Annotated in this window: 9 protein-coding genes and 1 pseudogene; 6 read left to right on the forward strand and 4 right to left on the reverse strand. The window is 69.9% G+C overall.

Features of this window, described 5'->3' with window-relative positions:
• Both ACFW2E_RS23185 and ACFW2E_RS23190 read left to right on the forward strand, forming a co-directional pair.
• Positions 1 to 300: cellulose binding domain-containing protein (locus ACFW2E_RS23185; protein WP_384468983.1), on the forward strand; the 300-nt coding region annotated here is incomplete at its 5' end.
• A gap of 517 nt (positions 301 to 817) precedes the next feature.
• A complete protein-coding gene (locus ACFW2E_RS23190) occupies positions 818 to 1,006 on the forward strand; it encodes a hypothetical protein (protein ID WP_384468984.1) in 189 nt (62 codons plus the stop codon).
• An 80-nt stretch (positions 1,007 to 1,086) separates the two neighbouring features.
• Here ACFW2E_RS23190 and ACFW2E_RS23195 read toward each other — a convergent pair whose 3' ends face one another.
• Positions 1,087 to 2,187, reverse strand: a complete 1,101-nt coding sequence (locus ACFW2E_RS23195) for a metallophosphoesterase family protein (RefSeq protein WP_384468985.1) — start codon at positions 2,185 to 2,187, stop codon at positions 1,087 to 1,089.
• A gap of 344 nt (positions 2,188 to 2,531) precedes the next feature.
• Between ACFW2E_RS23195 and ACFW2E_RS23200 the strand changes: the two genes are divergently transcribed.
• The 3 genes from ACFW2E_RS23200 to ACFW2E_RS23210 all read left to right on the forward strand — a co-directional run bounded on the left by ACFW2E_RS23200 (position 2,532) and on the right by ACFW2E_RS23210 (position 7,303).
• A complete protein-coding gene (locus ACFW2E_RS23200; protein ID WP_384468986.1) occupies positions 2,532 to 2,780 on the forward strand; it encodes a hypothetical protein in 249 nt (82 codons plus the stop codon).
• A gap of 362 nt (positions 2,781 to 3,142) precedes the next feature.
• Positions 3,143 to 5,923, forward strand: a complete 2,781-nt coding sequence (locus ACFW2E_RS23205) for a SpoIIE family protein phosphatase (protein ID WP_384468987.1) — start codon at positions 3,143 to 3,145, stop codon at positions 5,921 to 5,923.
• Between the two features lie 240 nt (positions 5,924 to 6,163).
• Complete coding sequence (locus tag ACFW2E_RS23210) at positions 6,164 to 7,303, forward strand: ABC transporter substrate-binding protein (protein WP_384468988.1); 1,140 nt, start codon at positions 6,164 to 6,166, stop codon at positions 7,301 to 7,303.
• A 429-nt stretch (positions 7,304 to 7,732) separates the two neighbouring features.
• On the opposite strand, the gene putP is transcribed toward ACFW2E_RS23210, so the two are convergent.
• The 3 genes from putP to ACFW2E_RS23225 all read right to left on the reverse strand — a co-directional run bounded on the left by putP (position 7,733) and on the right by ACFW2E_RS23225 (position 14,983).
• Entirely contained in the window at positions 7,733 to 11,314 is a 3,582-nt protein-coding gene (gene putP, locus ACFW2E_RS23215) for a sodium/proline symporter PutP (RefSeq protein WP_384468991.1), read from the reverse strand.
• Positions 11,315 to 11,452: 138 nt separating this feature from the next.
• Positions 11,453 to 13,939: a SpoIIE family protein phosphatase gene (locus ACFW2E_RS23220; RefSeq protein WP_384468989.1), complete on the reverse strand. Its 2,487-nt coding sequence runs from the start codon at positions 13,937 to 13,939 to the stop codon at positions 11,453 to 11,455.
• A gap of 465 nt (positions 13,940 to 14,404) precedes the next feature.
• Entirely contained in the window at positions 14,405 to 14,983 is a 579-nt protein-coding gene (locus tag ACFW2E_RS23225) for a fasciclin domain-containing protein (RefSeq protein ID WP_384468990.1), read from the reverse strand.
• Positions 14,984 to 15,181: 198 nt separating this feature from the next.
• On the opposite strand from ACFW2E_RS23225, the pseudogene ACFW2E_RS23230 reads away from it, so the two are divergent.
• A pseudogene (locus tag ACFW2E_RS23230) lies at positions 15,182 to 15,534 on the forward strand (glycosyl hydrolase family 5); the annotation flags it as partial.

The raw sequence follows: 15,534 nt of genomic DNA on the forward strand, positions 1-15,534 counted from the left end.
TACGGGACGAACGTCTGGCAGGGCGGCTTCACCGCCGACGTCACCGTCACCAACACCGGTTCCTCCCCGGTCGACGGCTGGAAGCTGGCGTTCACGCTGCCGGCCGGGCAGCGGATCACCAGCGCCTGGAACGCCGCTGTCGCGCCGACCTCCGCAGCGCTCACGGCGACCAATGCCGACTACAACGCGCAGATCCCGGCAGGCGGCAAGGTCTCCTTCGGCTTCCAGGGCACCTACGGCGGCAGCTTCGCCAAGCCCGCGGACTTCAGCCTCAACGGGACCACCTGCACGACCGTGTGACACCCGGGGTGGCGCTTGCGTCTCATGACGGCGGCACCCGCCGTAAGTCGCAGGCCCCGCGTCACACCGCGCCACGGAGCGCGCCCGTGTTGCTCACCCGGACCGGGCGTGCCCCGTAAGGCCACGGGCCCTCACCAAAGACCGCTGCCGGCAACAGCCGGTTCGCAGCCCGCTGTTCGCGCCTCCCGTCCCGTACGACGAGCAGGTGCACGGACCGTCGTCGTTGCAGACCGAGTTCGGGCGAAAGGCTGGTCACGAGCATCGGCCTTTCGCTTTGCAGGGGTCGGCCGGCGAACCGGCTCGGGCCTCGTCTCTCCCACACCGCCGTCCTTGCCGGATCCCGGTTCGGGTGCCGGCACCTTTTCCGGAATCCAGCGGACGGCGTTGCGGGCGCGGCCGGCGCGGACCCGTAGGTGGCCGAGGAGCACACCGAATCGTTCCCGACAGGGCACAACCCGCCCCACGCGATCCGCCGGCACCACCTCGTACCCCCGCAGGGCACTATGGAGGAGCACACATGACACACCCAACCGGCCGGGTGCGGGCACCCGAGCCAGGCCGCCTGCGGCGCCGGAAGACCTCACTCACCGCGGCGCTTGCCGCCCTGGTCCTGGGCCTGGCGGGCCAGCTCACCGGGCACTCGGCGGCCGCCGCCGAGGCCCACGTGGACAACCCGTTCGCCGGAGCCGCCTTCTACGTCAATTAGGCGTCGGGTCCGCCTGTAGCCCCCGGGGGGCCGTGGTCGCACGGCCCCACCCGAGAAGGCGGCCATTTCCGACTGGGCGGTCAGCGGTGTGCGGGGCCATGGCAGCGGGCGCTGCCGGAGTCGGTGTAGCCGGTGCCGTTGGCGGCCTCGTAGGTCCACGAGTAGCCGGTCGGCTTCAGGGTGAAGCGGCTGACACCGTAGGAAGTGTCGTTGCCGGTCACCCGGTTGGGTGACTGGTCGGCGGGGGCCAGGGCGTCCAGTCCCTCGCCTCCGGTGCCGATGACGAACTCGGTGATGCCCTTGTGCGCATCCGCCTCGCCCTGCGGGTTCTGCGGCGCGAAGCGCGCGTACAGGTGCTCGTGCCCGTTGAGTACGACGTCGACACCGGCCTTGTACAGCAGCGGCCACCACTCAGCCTGCGACATCTTCCCCTCGTCGGAGGAATCCGCGCCGGCGCTGAACGCGGGCTGGTGCCAGTAGGCCAGTGTGCAGGGGGCGCGGTCTGCGGCGAGGTCGTCGCGCAACCAGGCGGTCTGCTGCTTCACCCAGGCGCCGTCCGCGGAGCAGCTCCCGGTCTGCACGGCGCACTCGGCGTTGAGGGAGATGATGTGCCAGGCGCCCAGGTCGTAGGAGTACCAGCCCTGCCCGGCGGTGCCGGCCTGGCCGTGCGCGCGGGGCACGGGCTGGCCCTGGGCGTCCGTCAGCGGGCTGCCCGCGGAGTCCAGGCTGCGGCCGTTGTAGTACGAGTAGTAGCCGGAGCCGCCGACCCCCTTCTCGCCGTCCTTGTAGTCGTAGAACTCGTGGTTGCCGGGCGCCGGGCGCTGGAGGTACTTGAACGCGCCGTAGGTGCGGTCGAAGGAGCCCATGAAGTCGTTGTAGCGGCCGACCTGGTACTGCTCGTCGCCCAGCAGGGCCACCAGATCGGGCTGCATGGTCTCGATCTGGCCGGCCGTGAGTGTCTGGGCGTTTTGGCGCGTGCCGTTGCACAGGTACTTGGCGTCGACTCCCCCGTCGTCCCCATCGGGCTCGCACGCGATGTCCCCGACCGCAGCGAGGACCGCGTTCCGGTTCGAGGTGGTCTGGTACGGCCAGGCGTTGTGGGTGCCTCCGGCTGTCGCGGCGGTGGCGGTGAGCAGCAGGGCACCGGTGACGGCCAGGGCGACGAGGGTGCGGCGTCTCATTCCAGCAGGCTCCTTTCCCGCCCCGTCCGATCGGAGCGGACGGGGCGTCATGGTCGCGGTCGTCGGCGCATGCCGCGCGACCGGCAGGCGAACCGCGGGGGTGGTGAAGATGGCCGTTCGGCGCCGGCTGGGCGGTGTTCGTCGTGCTGCCGCGGTGTACGCCCTGGTCAGGCACGTGCGCGCGGGTGGGGCACGGTGAACGACGAGGAGGGGTCCCACGGGCACGAAGGAGCCACCGGACGACGGCACAGCGGCGGGAGACGCGGCTGCTCGTTGATCCGTACGGCCATCGGGTCTTCGGGCGCGCGGGCGGTGACACAAACGGCGTCGACAAGCGCATCGGTGTGCTCGCCACCACTGTCAGCGGCGGGCTCACCGCACCCGGCCTCGCCGACCTCGAACTCGGCTACGCGCCTGCCCACGGATCGGCCAAGGGCCCGCCGAACACGCCCGGTCACATCGCCGGCAACATCGCCCCGGCACCAGCACGGCCATCCCATGGCATCAGCCCGACGGCGCGCTCGCCGACGTTGAGCCGGCCGGTGACGCAGGCACGGAACGGCCGACCGGCCATGGTGTACCGACGGCCCTGACTCCTGGCCGGTGGATCCGGCGGTGGGAGGCGCGGGGCGGTGGTGAGCGCCGAGTGCATCGGCTCCGGGGCGCCCTCCGCCTTCGGCCGTGCAGGTTCTGATGTTCCGCCGTGCGAACAGGGGAGCCGCCTTCACCGGTCGGCCGACCGCCGGTGCTGGTGCCGGATGACGTCGCCCCGTGGTCTCGGACGGGACCTCGGGGGCTGTGCGTGACTGCGGCCACCCGGCAGGGCCCATGCGCTCGGCGCCGTTCCTGAGCGGACCAGTCCGTCCCGGTCACTTCGTCGGCCACCCAGAAGCGATAGAAAGGGGACATGAGCGGAGTTTCAGATCACTCCGGGCAGGATGTGCCTGATGCGTCCATGAGGACTCATCGGCCCGGCCGGCCCCGTCGGGGAGAAGACGCGCGGCGGCCGGGGTCACTGCTGAGCGTGCACAGCCTCGCCGGCCAGGTCTTCCTGCTCCAGCTGGCGGTCGTCATGTTGCTCGTCGCCGCCGCCCTGGTGGCGCTCGTGGTGCAGGCTCGACGCGACGTCATGGCGGACGCCCGCCACCGTACGCTCACCGCGGCGCAGACGTTCGCGAACTCCCCGGGAATCGTGGCGGCACTGAACAGCGCGCACCCGACCGCGGGGCTGCAACCGCACGCCGAGGCGGCCCGGAAGGCCGCAGGCGTCGACGCCGTCATCGTGTACGGGCTGAACGGGATCACCCTCACCCACAGCGACCCGCATCAGATCGGGAAACGCGTCATCGGGCCTTACGCCTCGGCGGCCACCGGCAAGCCGTTCACGAGTACCTTCAAGGGCTCACTGGGACTCTCCGTGATCTCCGCGGTTCCCGTCAGGGGTCCTGACGGGAAAGTCGTCGCCATCGTCTCCGTGCCCGTCACGGTCGAGACGGTGCAGCACAGGGTGGACCGGCAGCTGCCGGTCATCCTCGGCGGCGCCGCCGCGGCCCTGGTCGTCGCCGCAGGCGGGTCGGGCCTGGTCAGCCGGAGGTTGCGGCGGCAGACCCATGGCCTGGGCGCGACGGAGATGACCCGGATGTACGAGCACCACGACGCGGTGCTGCACGCGGTGCGGGAAGGAGTGCTGATCGTCGGCGGTGACAGCCGGCTGCTGCTGGCCAACGACGAGGCACGACGGCTCCTGGACCTGCCGGCGGACTCGGAAGGGCGGCGCATCACCGATCTGGGACTGGAGGAGGACCTCGCCGGACTGCTGGCCTCCGACCGCCCCGCCACCGACGAGGTGTACCTGGCGGCCGACCGGCTGCTCGCGGTCAGCAAGCGGCTCACCGCACCGCACGGACCGGTCGGCAGCGTGGTGACGCTCCGGGACACCACCGAGCTGCGGGCCCTCTCCGGCCGGGCGGAGGTGGCACGCGAACGGTTGCAGTCGCTCTACGACGCCGGGCTGCGAATCGGCACCACGCTCGATGTGAAGCGCACGGCCGAGGAACTGGCCGAGGTGGCGGTCACCCGGTTCGCCGACATCGTCACCGTCGATCTCCTGGACCCGGTCCTGCGCGGCGAGGAGTCCTCCGGTACGACCGCCGGGATCACGGAGCTGCGCCGCACCGCCGTCTCCGGACCCGACGCGGATCCCCTCCACCACGTCCGCGACCTGATCCGGTTCGTCCCGGCCCACCCCGTCTCCACGGCGATGGCCGAGGGCCGACCGGTCATGGTCCGGGACCTGAGCGCCTCCCGCGGCTGGCAGGCCCAGCAACCCGAACGTGCCCGGCGGATCCTCGATCACGGCATCCACTCCCTGCTCGTGGTTCCCCTGCGAGCCCGCGGCGTGGTGCTGGGAGTGGTCGACTTCTGGCGCGCGAAGGACTCCCCGCCGTTCGAGGACGAGGACGTGTCCTTCGCCGAGGAGTTGGCCGCACGGGCAGCGGTGTGCATCGACAACGCCCGCCGCTACACCCGCGAACACGTCATGGCTGTCACCCTGCAGCACAGCCTGCTGCCACGCGCGCTGCCCGAGCTGTCCGTCCTCGACGTGGCCTACCGCTACCTGCCGGCCCAGGCCGGGGTCGGCGGGGACTGGTTCGACGTCATCCCGCTGTCCGGCACCCGCGTGGCACTGGTCGTGGGCGATGTCGTCGGCCACGGTCTGCACGCCGCGGCGACCATGGGCCGGCTGCGCACCGCCGTGCACAACTTCGCCAGCCTCGACATGCCCGTGGAGGAGCTGCTGGGCCGGCTTGACGAACTGGTGGCGCAGATCGACGCCGAGGAGGTCGCCGGGGCGGAAGACGGGCAGGCGATGATCAGCGGGGCGACCTGCCAGTACGCCGTCTACGACCCCATCACCGGGAAGCTGGCCATCGCGACCGCGGGCCATCCGGGACCGGCTGTGGTGCGGCCCGACGGGACCGTCGACTTCCCTCAGCTGCCCGTCTCCCCGCCACTGGGACTCGGCGCCGGCCTACCCGTCGAGACCGTCGAGCTCACCGTGCCCGAGGAGTCCCGGCTGGTGCTCTACACCGACGGACTGATCGAGGACCGCACCCGAGACCTGGACGCCGGTCTGGAGACCCTGCGCGACGCTCTGACAGGGCCCGGTCGCACTCCGGAGGCCACCTGCGCGGCGGTGATGGAGGCCATGCTGTCCGACCACCCCAGGGATGACATCGCGCTGCTGGTGGCCCGCACGTGCCGGCTCGGACCGGACGAGGTCGCCGAGTGGGACGTGCCCCGCGACCCGGCGGCGGTGGCACCGGTGCGCACCGCCTGCGCCGGCCGGCTGACGGAGTGGGGGCTGGAGCAGGTCGCCTTCACCGCCGAACTCATCCTCAGCGAGCTGATCACCAACGCGATCCGCTACGCCGCCGAGCCCATCGCCGTACGGCTGCTCCGCAGGGTGCCGAAGAACAACTCCGCCGCGGGCACCCTGATCATCGAGGTCTCCGACGGCAGCAGCACCTCGCCTCGGCTGCGCCGGGCGAAGGTCACCGACGAAGGCGGCCGCGGACTCTTCCTGGTCGCCCGCTTCGCCGAACGCTGGGGGACCCGCTACACGCCCACCGGTAAAGTCATCTGGGCCGAACAGTCCCTGCACCGCGCCGCCACGCCGGAGGCGGAAGACCTCGGCGAGGTCCTGCTGGGCCAATGGGACGACACGGCCGTGTGAGATGAGCGTGCACGGGCGTACGGAAGCCGTGTTCAGCGGGTAAAGACCCTGATCACAGGCTTCCCGAGTAACATTCCGCCACCGAGGCGGCCGGGTACCCTGGCCTCGATGACCGCTTCGTCGGCACAGTGGACCCAAGGAGACCGGGAGGCACAGCGGAAGGTTCGCCACTGCGGCCCCCAGGGGTGCGGCCTGCGGCCGGTCGAGGTGACCACGTTCCCCTAACGTCCGGGAGCAGTCGTGACTACAGCGTGTGCCCGAGGAGCGGCGGTCTTCGGCTGCTTCGCTCTCGTGGCACTGGGCCTGAGCGCTTGCGAGGACACACCGGCCGTCAGACTCGCGGAGCCGTCAGTGGCCACGTCCGCCGAGAACATGGGCGGCATGCCCGCACTGATCGCCGCAGCGAAACGGGAGGGCATGCTCAGAACGATCGCGCTGCCCGCTGACTGGGCCAACTACGGCGCCCTGATCAACGGCTTCGAGAAGAAGTACGGGATCAAGGTCACGGACGAGAATCCGCTGGGCCACAGCGAGGACGAGATCGACGCCCTGAAGAAGAGGGGGAACCGGCAGACGGCACCCGACGTGATCGACGTGGGCGATACGTTCGCGCGGAAAGCCGCGGCGCAGAACCGGCTCGCGCCGTACAAGGTAGCCGCCTATGGTTCCATCCCCGGTAATCAGAAGGACTCGGAGGCCCGCTGGTACAACAACTACGGGGGCTACATCTCCATCGGCTGCGACGCCAACCGGGTCAAGCCCTGTCCCGCGACCTTCGCCGATCTGCTGAAGCCCGGTTACAAGGGCAAGGTCGCACTCGAAGGCGACCCGCCCCGGTCGGCCACCGCCTTCGCCGGTGTCTACGCGGCCGCGCTGGCGAACAACGGGTCGTTCGAGAACGTCCAGCCCGGTCTCGACTTCTTCGCCAAGCTCGCACAGAGCGGCAACTTCAACCCTCTCAATTCCAACTCGGCAACGGTCGAGGACGGCCGGACCCCCATCAGCATCAACTGGGACTACATCAACCTCCACTACGCCGACCAGCTCCGCGACAAGGGCGTGAACTGGCAGGTCGCGATCCCCTTCGACGGCAGCTTCGCCCAGTATTTCGCGCTTGCGGTCAACAAGCACGCCCCGCACCCGGCGGCTGCCCGCCTGTGGCAGGAGTACCTCTTCAGCCCGGAGGGCCAGAACCTGCGGCTGCGTGCCTATGCCCGCCCGGTGCTCATGGACGCCATGAGGCAGGACGGCACTCTCGACAAGGCCGCCGCCGCACGACTGCCGATGGTTGAGGGAACACCGCAGTTCCCGACGGACGCGCAACTGGAGAAGGCGAGGGAGACGGTCAGCCAGGGCTGGGCGAAGGCCGTCTCCGGCTAGCCGGGACGCTCGCCGCCGCCCATCGGTTGTGCGGCGACTCCCAGATCTCTCCCACCCGCCAACCGGTGTGCCCGCTCCCTTTCAAGACCACCACCAAGGCTGTCCGCAAGGTCAACTGTGAGTCCACCACGCCACTTTGGCGCCTCCCCGGTGGGCGCCGGCAGACGTCTGCCCGGGAGCGGTTCTGGTTCGTCACGCGAGCGCGGTCGCCGGGCGCCACGGGCTGGAAGGGCCCGCCGGCCGCCATCTCCGTCGTGCGGGAGCGGACGCTGTACACAGCGCCTGTGACGTCGCACAAGGCCGGCGACGGGCCGGCCACGCGCGCCAAGGCACCCAGCGCCGAAGGGTGTCGGCGGGATCAACGTGTTCGTCGAGGCGCCAGGGCTTCGAAGCGGGCCCCTTCGGTTTCCGATGCCGGTGTCGGGACGGCTAGGCGGCCGAGTCGGCCGCAATGGCCTGCTCCGTCCAGATGATCTTGCCGGCCGTGGTGTAGCGGGTGCCCCACCGGTGGGCGAGCTGGGCCACGATCAGCAGACCCCGTCCTCCCTCGTCGGTGGTCCGGGCGTGGCGCATACGTGGCGAGGTGCTGCTGGCGTCGGACACTTCGCAGATCAGGCCGCGGTCCCGGATCAGGCGGAGACAGATCGGTCCGGTCGCATGGCGGATGGCGTTGGTGACCAGTTCACTGACGATGAGCTCCGTGGGGAACGTGAGATCGGGTATGTTCCACTCGGTCAGCTGCTGCGCGGCGAGCGTGCGCGCGTGCGCGACGGCGGCTGGGTCGCTGGGCAGGTCCCAGGAGGCGACCCGGTCGCGGGCCAGGACCCGGGTCCGGGCGAGGAGCAGGGCGGCATCGTCGGACGGCGGATTGGCCGGCAGGTCGTCGATCACCCTGTGGCCGGTCTCCTCCAGTGTCGGCTGGGGCGCCACAAGGGCCTCGCCGAGCCGGGAGAGTCCGACGTCGATGTCCCTGTCGAAGGCCTCGATGAGTCCGTCGGTGTAGAGCGCGATGAGGCTGCCTTCGGCCAGTTCCAGTTCGACGGACTGGAAGGGGAGGTACCCGAGGCCGAGTGGCGGTCCGGCCGGCAGGTCCACGATGTCGGCGCCGCCGTCGGGACCGACGATCATCGGTGGGAGGTGACCGGCCCGGGCCAGCGTGCACCGGCTGCTGACCGGGTCGTACACGGCGTACAGGCAGGTGGCGCCCATGAACGCGGTTTCCGCGGCCTCACCCTCGCCCGCCGTCGAGGCGTCGCCGCCGTGCGCGCCCATCAGGCCGATCACCAGGTCGTCCAGGTGTGCCAGCAGCTCGTCCGGGGAGAGATCGAGGTTGGCGAGCGTGCGGACCGCGGTGCGCAGGCGCCCCATGGTCGCCGCCGCGTTGATGCCGTGCCCGGCCACGTCCCCAACGACCAGTGCGACCCGTGCTCCGGAGAGCGGAATGACGTCGAACCAGTCGCCGCCCACGCCCGTCGGGGCATCCGCCGGAAAGTACCACGAGGCCACCTCCAGGGCGGACCCTCCCGTCAGCTCCTGCGGCAGCAGGTAGCGCTGCATGGAGCGGGCCGCGGTGCGCTCGCGGGTGAAGCGGCGAGCGTTGTCGATGCACACCGCCGCGCGGGAGACGAGTTCCTCGGCGAGGCGTACGTCGTCCTCCTCGAAGGGGCCCAGCCGCCTGGACCGGGCGAATGTCGCCGCGCCCAGGGTGACGCCGCGTGCCCGCACGGGAACCACCATCACCGAGCGGGCGTCGTAGTCGCGCAGGGAGGCGCCCAGCGACTCGTCCTCGGTCACCCACGGGCTGCTGGTGTGGTCCAGAACCCGTTCCACGAGGGTCCTGCTCTCCAGCAGACAGCGGGTCACGGGCGACGCGGGGGCACGCCGAACCGTTTCCCCCACGGCCAGCGTTGCCTCGGGGCAGCCTTCACGCACGGACTGCTGGCCTGCGCGCCGGATGACGGGTGACATCCCCACCGGCCCGGGTGCCGGTTCCTCGCCTCGCATGACCGAGTCCAGCAGGTCGACGGCGACGAAGTCGGCGACGGCCGGCACGGCGTCGTCGGCCAGTTCCTGCGCGGTTCGTGTCACGTCCAGGGTGCTGCCGATGCGGGCAGCGGCGTCGTTGAGCAGGGCCAGGCGTTCCTGGGCCTGCCAGCGCTCGGTGACGTCGATGATCATGTACCAGACACCCACGTTGCGACCGTGGCGGTCCTTCATGGCGAAGAAGGAGGCGGAGATCGCGCGGCTGCGTCCGGGATCGGGGTAGCCGGAGCCGCGGTACTCGAAGTCCATCACGGGAGCACCGGTCTCAAGGACCTCGCGCATCTTCTCCTCGAAGGCGTCGGCCTCCGCCTGCGGCAGTATTTCCGCCATCCGTCGCCCAAGCCGTCGCTCGAGCGGGATCCAGCGGTCCAGGGGATCGTTCACCCAGACGTACCGCAGGTCCGTGTCGAGGACGGCGATGCCGACCGGTGCGTGGGTCAGGAAGGGAGTGAGCATCAACTGGCTCACCCCGCCGCCCGGCATCCGCCAGAAGGCCCGTCTCGGAGGCCGGCCGACGAACCTGCCGAAGACCAGCGCGGCGGCCGTGGCGACGAGAACGCCCGGGACCATTTCGTAGATGTCCGATGCGAAGGGCCCGAGGAGCGGATTGATCTTCTTCCACAGCAGTACCGTGCCCGCGCCCGACACGATCCCGGCCATGGCACCCGCCCAGGTCATGCGCGGCCAGTACAGCGAGAGAAGGACGACTGGGCCGAAGGCGGCTCCGAAGCCCGCCCAGGCGTAGGCGACGATGCCCAGCAATCCGCCGCCCCTGAGCGCGATCACGAAGGCGAGCAGAGTCACGGCGATGACGGCGGCGCGGCCGACCCAGATCAGTGTCCGGTCCGAGGCGCGCCGGTGGAGGAACGCGTGGTAGAAGTCCTCCGTGAGGGCGACGGACGACACCAGGAGCTGGCTGTCCGCGGTCGAGATGATCGCGGCCAGTACGGCGATCAGCATCACCCCGGCGCCCCAGGGATTGAGCAGGGTCCGGCTGAGGCTGATGTACACCGTCTGCGGATCGTGGAGCGGCGTGCCGGTCTGCGCGATGCCCACCAGACCGACGAGCGTGGCGCCGGCGAGCACGACGACGACCCAACCGGTCTCGATACGGCGGGCCGCGGGGATCGCGCCGGTGCTGCGGATGCCCATGAAGCGGGCCAGGATGTGCGGCTGCCCGAAGTAGCCGAGGCCCCAGGCGAGCAGCGAGATGATCGCGACCGCGCCGAGCGATCCGCCCGCCGACCACCGTCCGTTCGTGAAGCCGACCTTGGCGCCCATGTCCAACAGGCCCGGTGTCTTGCTGTCGAGGGCGTCGCGCAGGGCCCCGAAACCGCCCAGCACCCCGATGCCGACGACAGGGAGCACGAGCAGGGCGAGGAACATCAGCATGCCCTGCATCACGTGCGTAAGACTGACGGCGAGGAAGCCGCCCAGACACGAGTAGACGACGATCACCAGGGCGGTCAGAGCCACTCCGAGCCCGAACCGGACACCGAAGATATGTCCGAACAGAAGTCCGCCGGCCACCAGCCCACTGGCTACGTAGACGGTGAAGAACACAAGCGTGACCGCCGCCGAGACCATGCGGAGCATTCGGGTGCGATCCTCGAACCGTTCCTCCAGATAGGCCGACAGGCTCACCGCGTTTCCTGCGCGCTCGGTGTAGGTGCGCAGCCTCGGGGCGACGAACAGCCAGTTGAGATACGTACCGAGCACCAGCCCCGCCGCGATCCAGCTGGCGCCGACGCCGGCCGCGTACACCGCTCCGGGAAACGCGAGGAACAACCAGCCGGACATGTCGCTGGCCCCTGCGGACAGAGCTGCGACGAACGCACTGAGCCGACGGCCCCCCAGGGCGAAGTCGGCGAAGGCGTGAGTGCGGCTGTAGGCCCAGATCCCTGTGCCGATCATGACGGCCACATACACGAGGAATGTGGTCACGATCGGCGCACTCAACTCGAACATGTGGTCCTCGCCTGCGAGGTTCCCGAGCATAGGGCGCGACCGTCGCACGCCTGACAGCCAAGGTCCTGTCATGCAAATGTACAGATTTCGGTCACCGTCGGGCGACAGGAGCGATCGGGCCGGTGACTGCCGTGGCGGTCATGCGCAGGAACCTCCTCCCTGCCTCTCGGGCAGCCCGACCAGGAGCAGTGTGATGTCGTCATCATGCGCGGCCGTGTCCGGGATGAGGGCTCCGACCAGCCGGTCTGCGGCCTGGTCGAGGCTCTCCGCATCTGCTGGAAGGCCCTTCAGTGCGACGTCGAGAGTGCGGGCGAGGATGTCGATCTGCTCCTCGATGTCGGTACCGGGTCGTTCGACGAGACCGTCGGTGTAGAGGGCCAGAGTGCTGCCCGGCGGCAGCGGCAGGCGCGTCTGCCGGAACGGCACGGCGTCGCAGCACGAATCGTTGACGCCCAGCGGTACACCGACTGCCGTCTGCAGCCGGTAGGCGGCCCTTCCAGGGGACAGGGCGATGACCGGCAGGTGGCCCGCCGAGCACAGGGTGACCTCGTGGATGCTCTGGTCCACCACCAGGTAGACGCAGGTGACGAGCTGGTCCGCCAGGTCGCCGACGAACGCGTCCAGCCCGGCCATGAGCCGGCTGGGTGGTATGTCTGTCCGGGCCAGGGCGTGGGCAGCCGCGCGCAGCTGGCCCATGACGGCAGCCGCCTCCAGACCACGGCCCATCACATCGCCGACCACGATGCCCGTGCGGTTCCGGTCCAGGGGAACGATGTCGAACCAGTCGCCGCCGACTCCAGGATCCCGGACGGACGCCAGATACCGGTGAGCGCTGGGCAGGCCCGGCAGACGGGGCGGCTCACCCATGAGGCTGTGCTGCAGGGTGTAGGCGATGCGTCGGTGCTCCTCGTAGCGCTCGGCGCGTTCGGCCTCGGCCTGCCGGCGTTCGGTGATGTCCCGTACGGACAGGAACACCAGCGCCTCCTCTCCGGCCTGCAGGCTGCTGACGCTCACCTCGACGGGGAACTCGCCGCCGTCGCTGTGCAGCCCGTACAGCCCCTGGTCCAGGACGATCGGTTTCGGGTCTGCCTGCCGCAGGTAGGCGCGGAGGAGCGCGCTGTGGCGTCGGCGTCGCCCGACGGGCACCAGATCGATGACCGGGGCGCCGACGAGGTCGTCCGGCGCTTGGCCGAACAGTCGTTGCACCTGTGCGTTGGCCATGACGACAGTGCCGTGACCGTCCGTGATCAGGGTGGCGTCGGGCGCGGATTCCAGGAGTGCGTGGAAGCGCTGATCGGCGCGGCGAACCTCGCGCTGTGCCGCGACTCGTTCGGTGATGTCGGTGACCACGCCGCATATGGCGTAGGGACTGCCGGAAGCGGTGGAGAGCGGGAACAGGGTGGTGAGGGTGTCCCGTGGGCCTCCCGGCAGGGGGAGGATCTCCTCCCGTTGCACGGGGTTGCCCTGCACCAGCATGGCGTGGTCGGCCGTCCGCGCCCGACGCGCGAGGTCGGGTGGCATGACGTCCCGGTCCCGGCGGCCGAGTACCTGTTCGCGGGGCAGGCCCAGGCTCTTCTCGAACGTCGTGTTGACCGCCAGGAAGCGGCCGTCCATGTCCTTGATGAACACCACCGCGGGCGTGTGGTCCATGAACGCCTGCAGCAGTTCGTTCTGCCGCACCTGCCATTCGGCACGGGCGTGCGCCACCTCGATGCGGCGGCCGACGCCCAACGTCGCAAAGATGACCACGGCGAACACGACCACGTGCCCGCACACCAGCAGCGCGGTGCCCAGACGCGTGCCGAACAGTCCCGCGTCCTCACCGGCCAGGACGAGCCGGCCCAGCAGCGGAGGCACCACCAGGATGGTGGCGAACAGCCGGCGCCCCAGGGCGCCCGTGGTGCCCGCGTTCATCAGCAGTCCGGCAGGACCACCGTCCGGCCGGGCGAGGAAGGCGGCGATGCCCAGCAGCACCAGAGCCAGCCCGGTGTACAGGGCCATGCCCTTGTAGGCTCCGAACCGCTCCAGTTCGGGAACGGCGTACGCGAACCCGTACAGCCGCAGCATTCCCAGGGCCAGAACGGCGAGACCCGGGACCTGACTCGCCCAGGCGGGGATTCGGGACGTGCTCGCGCACCAGGCCGCCACACCCCCGATCAACAGGGCTGAAGCCGTATTCGGCGCCATCCGTCCGGGCACCTCGGCCGCCAATCGCGCCGTGTCGTCCCGGAACAGCAGTTCATCGATGCCCAGGCGGGACCCGGTCACGTACTCCACCGTGGTGAGCCCGCCGATCAGGGGGGCCAGAGCCGCGGCCGCACGGGCCGCGGCGCTCGCCCACCGGGTGACGCGAGCGCGGGCTGCCAGAAACAGGGACACGCCGAGCGCGAGCAGAGCCACGGCGGTGTTCGCGGTCATGGTCGAGTCGGCACCGGGCGCACGCCTCAGGACGTCGGAACCGAGGATCCAGCCGAACAGGCCCGCCGCGCCCAGCGCAGCGGCCGCCAGAGCGGCACCCTGAGCCACAGCACGAGCAGCGCCGAGGGCGGACTGCTGGTACGGCAGTCCCGCGGTCTGCACTGCGCCGAGCGCGTCGCGCAACTCGGGTGTCCGCTGCTCTGTCACCGGATACTCGTCTTTGTGGGCAATTGCCTAGATCTGCACTGACACTCTAGATAATCTCGCAGACCGACGGCCTCCCACGACCGGTGACACCACGTGGCCCAGTGCGCCGGCACCGACCGGCTCGGGCCATGGCAGGAGGAGCGCACAGCCTCCCGCTCTTGACGACTGCGAGGCCCAGGCGCACAAGCCGACATCGCGTGCGGAGGAAGGACCGGATGGACGCGCGTGAATCGACTTCGGGTAGTCGAGGGCCGGCGCGCCGGAACTGCTCCCCGATCGGGTCACACGCCCCTTGCCCCGTCGTGATCAGCACGACGCCGATCACGGATTCTCTCCCGTGGAGGATTCCGGCCGTGGCCGTGTACACCCGGCGAGCGGACGGCCAGGCAGCCGTTCAAGGGAAATGCGACCCGAGTCGCGTTGCCCGTGGTCGACGGCGAGCCATCACCTGAGCGCTTCGGTGTGTCAGGACGGCGGCTGGAGCACGGAGTCGATGACATAGACGGTGGCGTTCGCGACCTTGATGTTGCCGCAAACGATGTTCGCTTTGCCGTTGACCTTGAAGTCGGTACCCGATCCCGACGTGGTCAGTTTGCTGCCTTCCACCGTCGTGAAGGAACCCTTGGAAAGTTCGCTCGGGGTGATTTCCTCGTCCACGACATGGTAGGTCAGCACCTTCTTCAGCTGGCCCTGATTGCCCAGTAGCGAGGTGAGTTGCGACATGGTGAAGTTCTGGAAGGCCTCGTCGTTGGGCGCGAAGACGGTGATGTGCGGCCTTCCGTCAAGGGTGTCGCTCAGTTTCGCCCTGACCACGGCCGAGACCAGCTGGCTGAGTTGTGGATATGCGGCCACGGCTTCCATGACCTTGTCCTTGGCCGTGTCGGCCTTCTGAGAGAGCGCCGCACAGCCGGGACCGAATGTTCCCGACGGACTCGGGGACGGACTCTGCGCGTGGCTTTGCGATGCCAGGCCGCCGAGCATGAGGGGAATTGCGAGCGCGGTTGCCGTGACAGCTTTCGCTGTACCGGTGGCAGTGAACCTCATGGCAAACCTTCCTCCCGTTGAGGCGTGAACGCTGCATGAGTCTGCATTGCGGAAGTCGTCGTTTCCGCTGGGACAGCGGTAACCACGGACACGAACCCCCCTCGCCACCCCGCTCATCGAGGGTATCCAGCGAGTGTCGGTGACCGCATCTTGGAGCAGGAGCCCGGCAACGCTCCGAAAGACTCAACTTCGATCGGCATAGCGGCGAAGCCGTCCGCCGACCACGTTGGCCGCTGCGACGCCGTCCCCACGAAAGGCGCCCCGAAGTCCTACCCGTCCGTCTACAACGGCTGCCGTCTGGCTCGACCCCACGCCCCGCACCGACGGTGTCAACCGGACCGAGATCATGGTCTGGTTCAACGAGGTGGGCTCCGTCCAGCCCGTCGGCCCGCAGGTCGGCACGGCCAGTGCGGCCGGGCGCCAGTGGCAGGTGTGGTCCGGCAACAACGGCTCCAACGACGTCCTGTCCTTCGCCGCCCCGTCGGCGATCAACAGCTGGACCACGTCATGGACTTCGTCCGCCAGGCCGTCTCACGGGGGCTGGCACAGAA

Origin of the sequence: Streptomyces sp. NPDC058964 (genome assembly GCF_042741275.1) — a bacterium.
In the GTDB taxonomy this organism is placed as follows: domain Bacteria; phylum Actinomycetota; class Actinomycetes; order Streptomycetales; family Streptomycetaceae; genus Streptomyces.

What these genes read in the sequence shown, in the direction of transcription:
- ACFW2E_RS23190 (WP_384468984.1), top strand. Translation starts at nt 818, where the DNA reads ATGACACACCCAACCGGCCGGGTGCGGGCACCCGAGCCAGGCCGCCTG.
- ACFW2E_RS23195 (WP_384468985.1), bottom strand. Translation starts at nt 2,187, where the DNA reads ATGAGACGCCGCACCCTCGTCGCCCTGGCCGTCACCGGTGCCCTGCTG.
- ACFW2E_RS23205 (WP_384468987.1), top strand. Translation starts at nt 3,143, where the DNA reads ATGAGGACTCATCGGCCCGGCCGGCCCCGTCGGGGAGAAGACGCGCGG.
- putP (WP_384468991.1), bottom strand. Translation starts at nt 11,314, where the DNA reads ATGTTCGAGTTGAGTGCGCCGATCGTGACCACATTCCTCGTGTATGTG.
- ACFW2E_RS23225 (WP_384468990.1), bottom strand. Translation starts at nt 14,983, where the DNA reads ATGAGGTTCACTGCCACCGGTACAGCGAAAGCTGTCACGGCAACCGCG.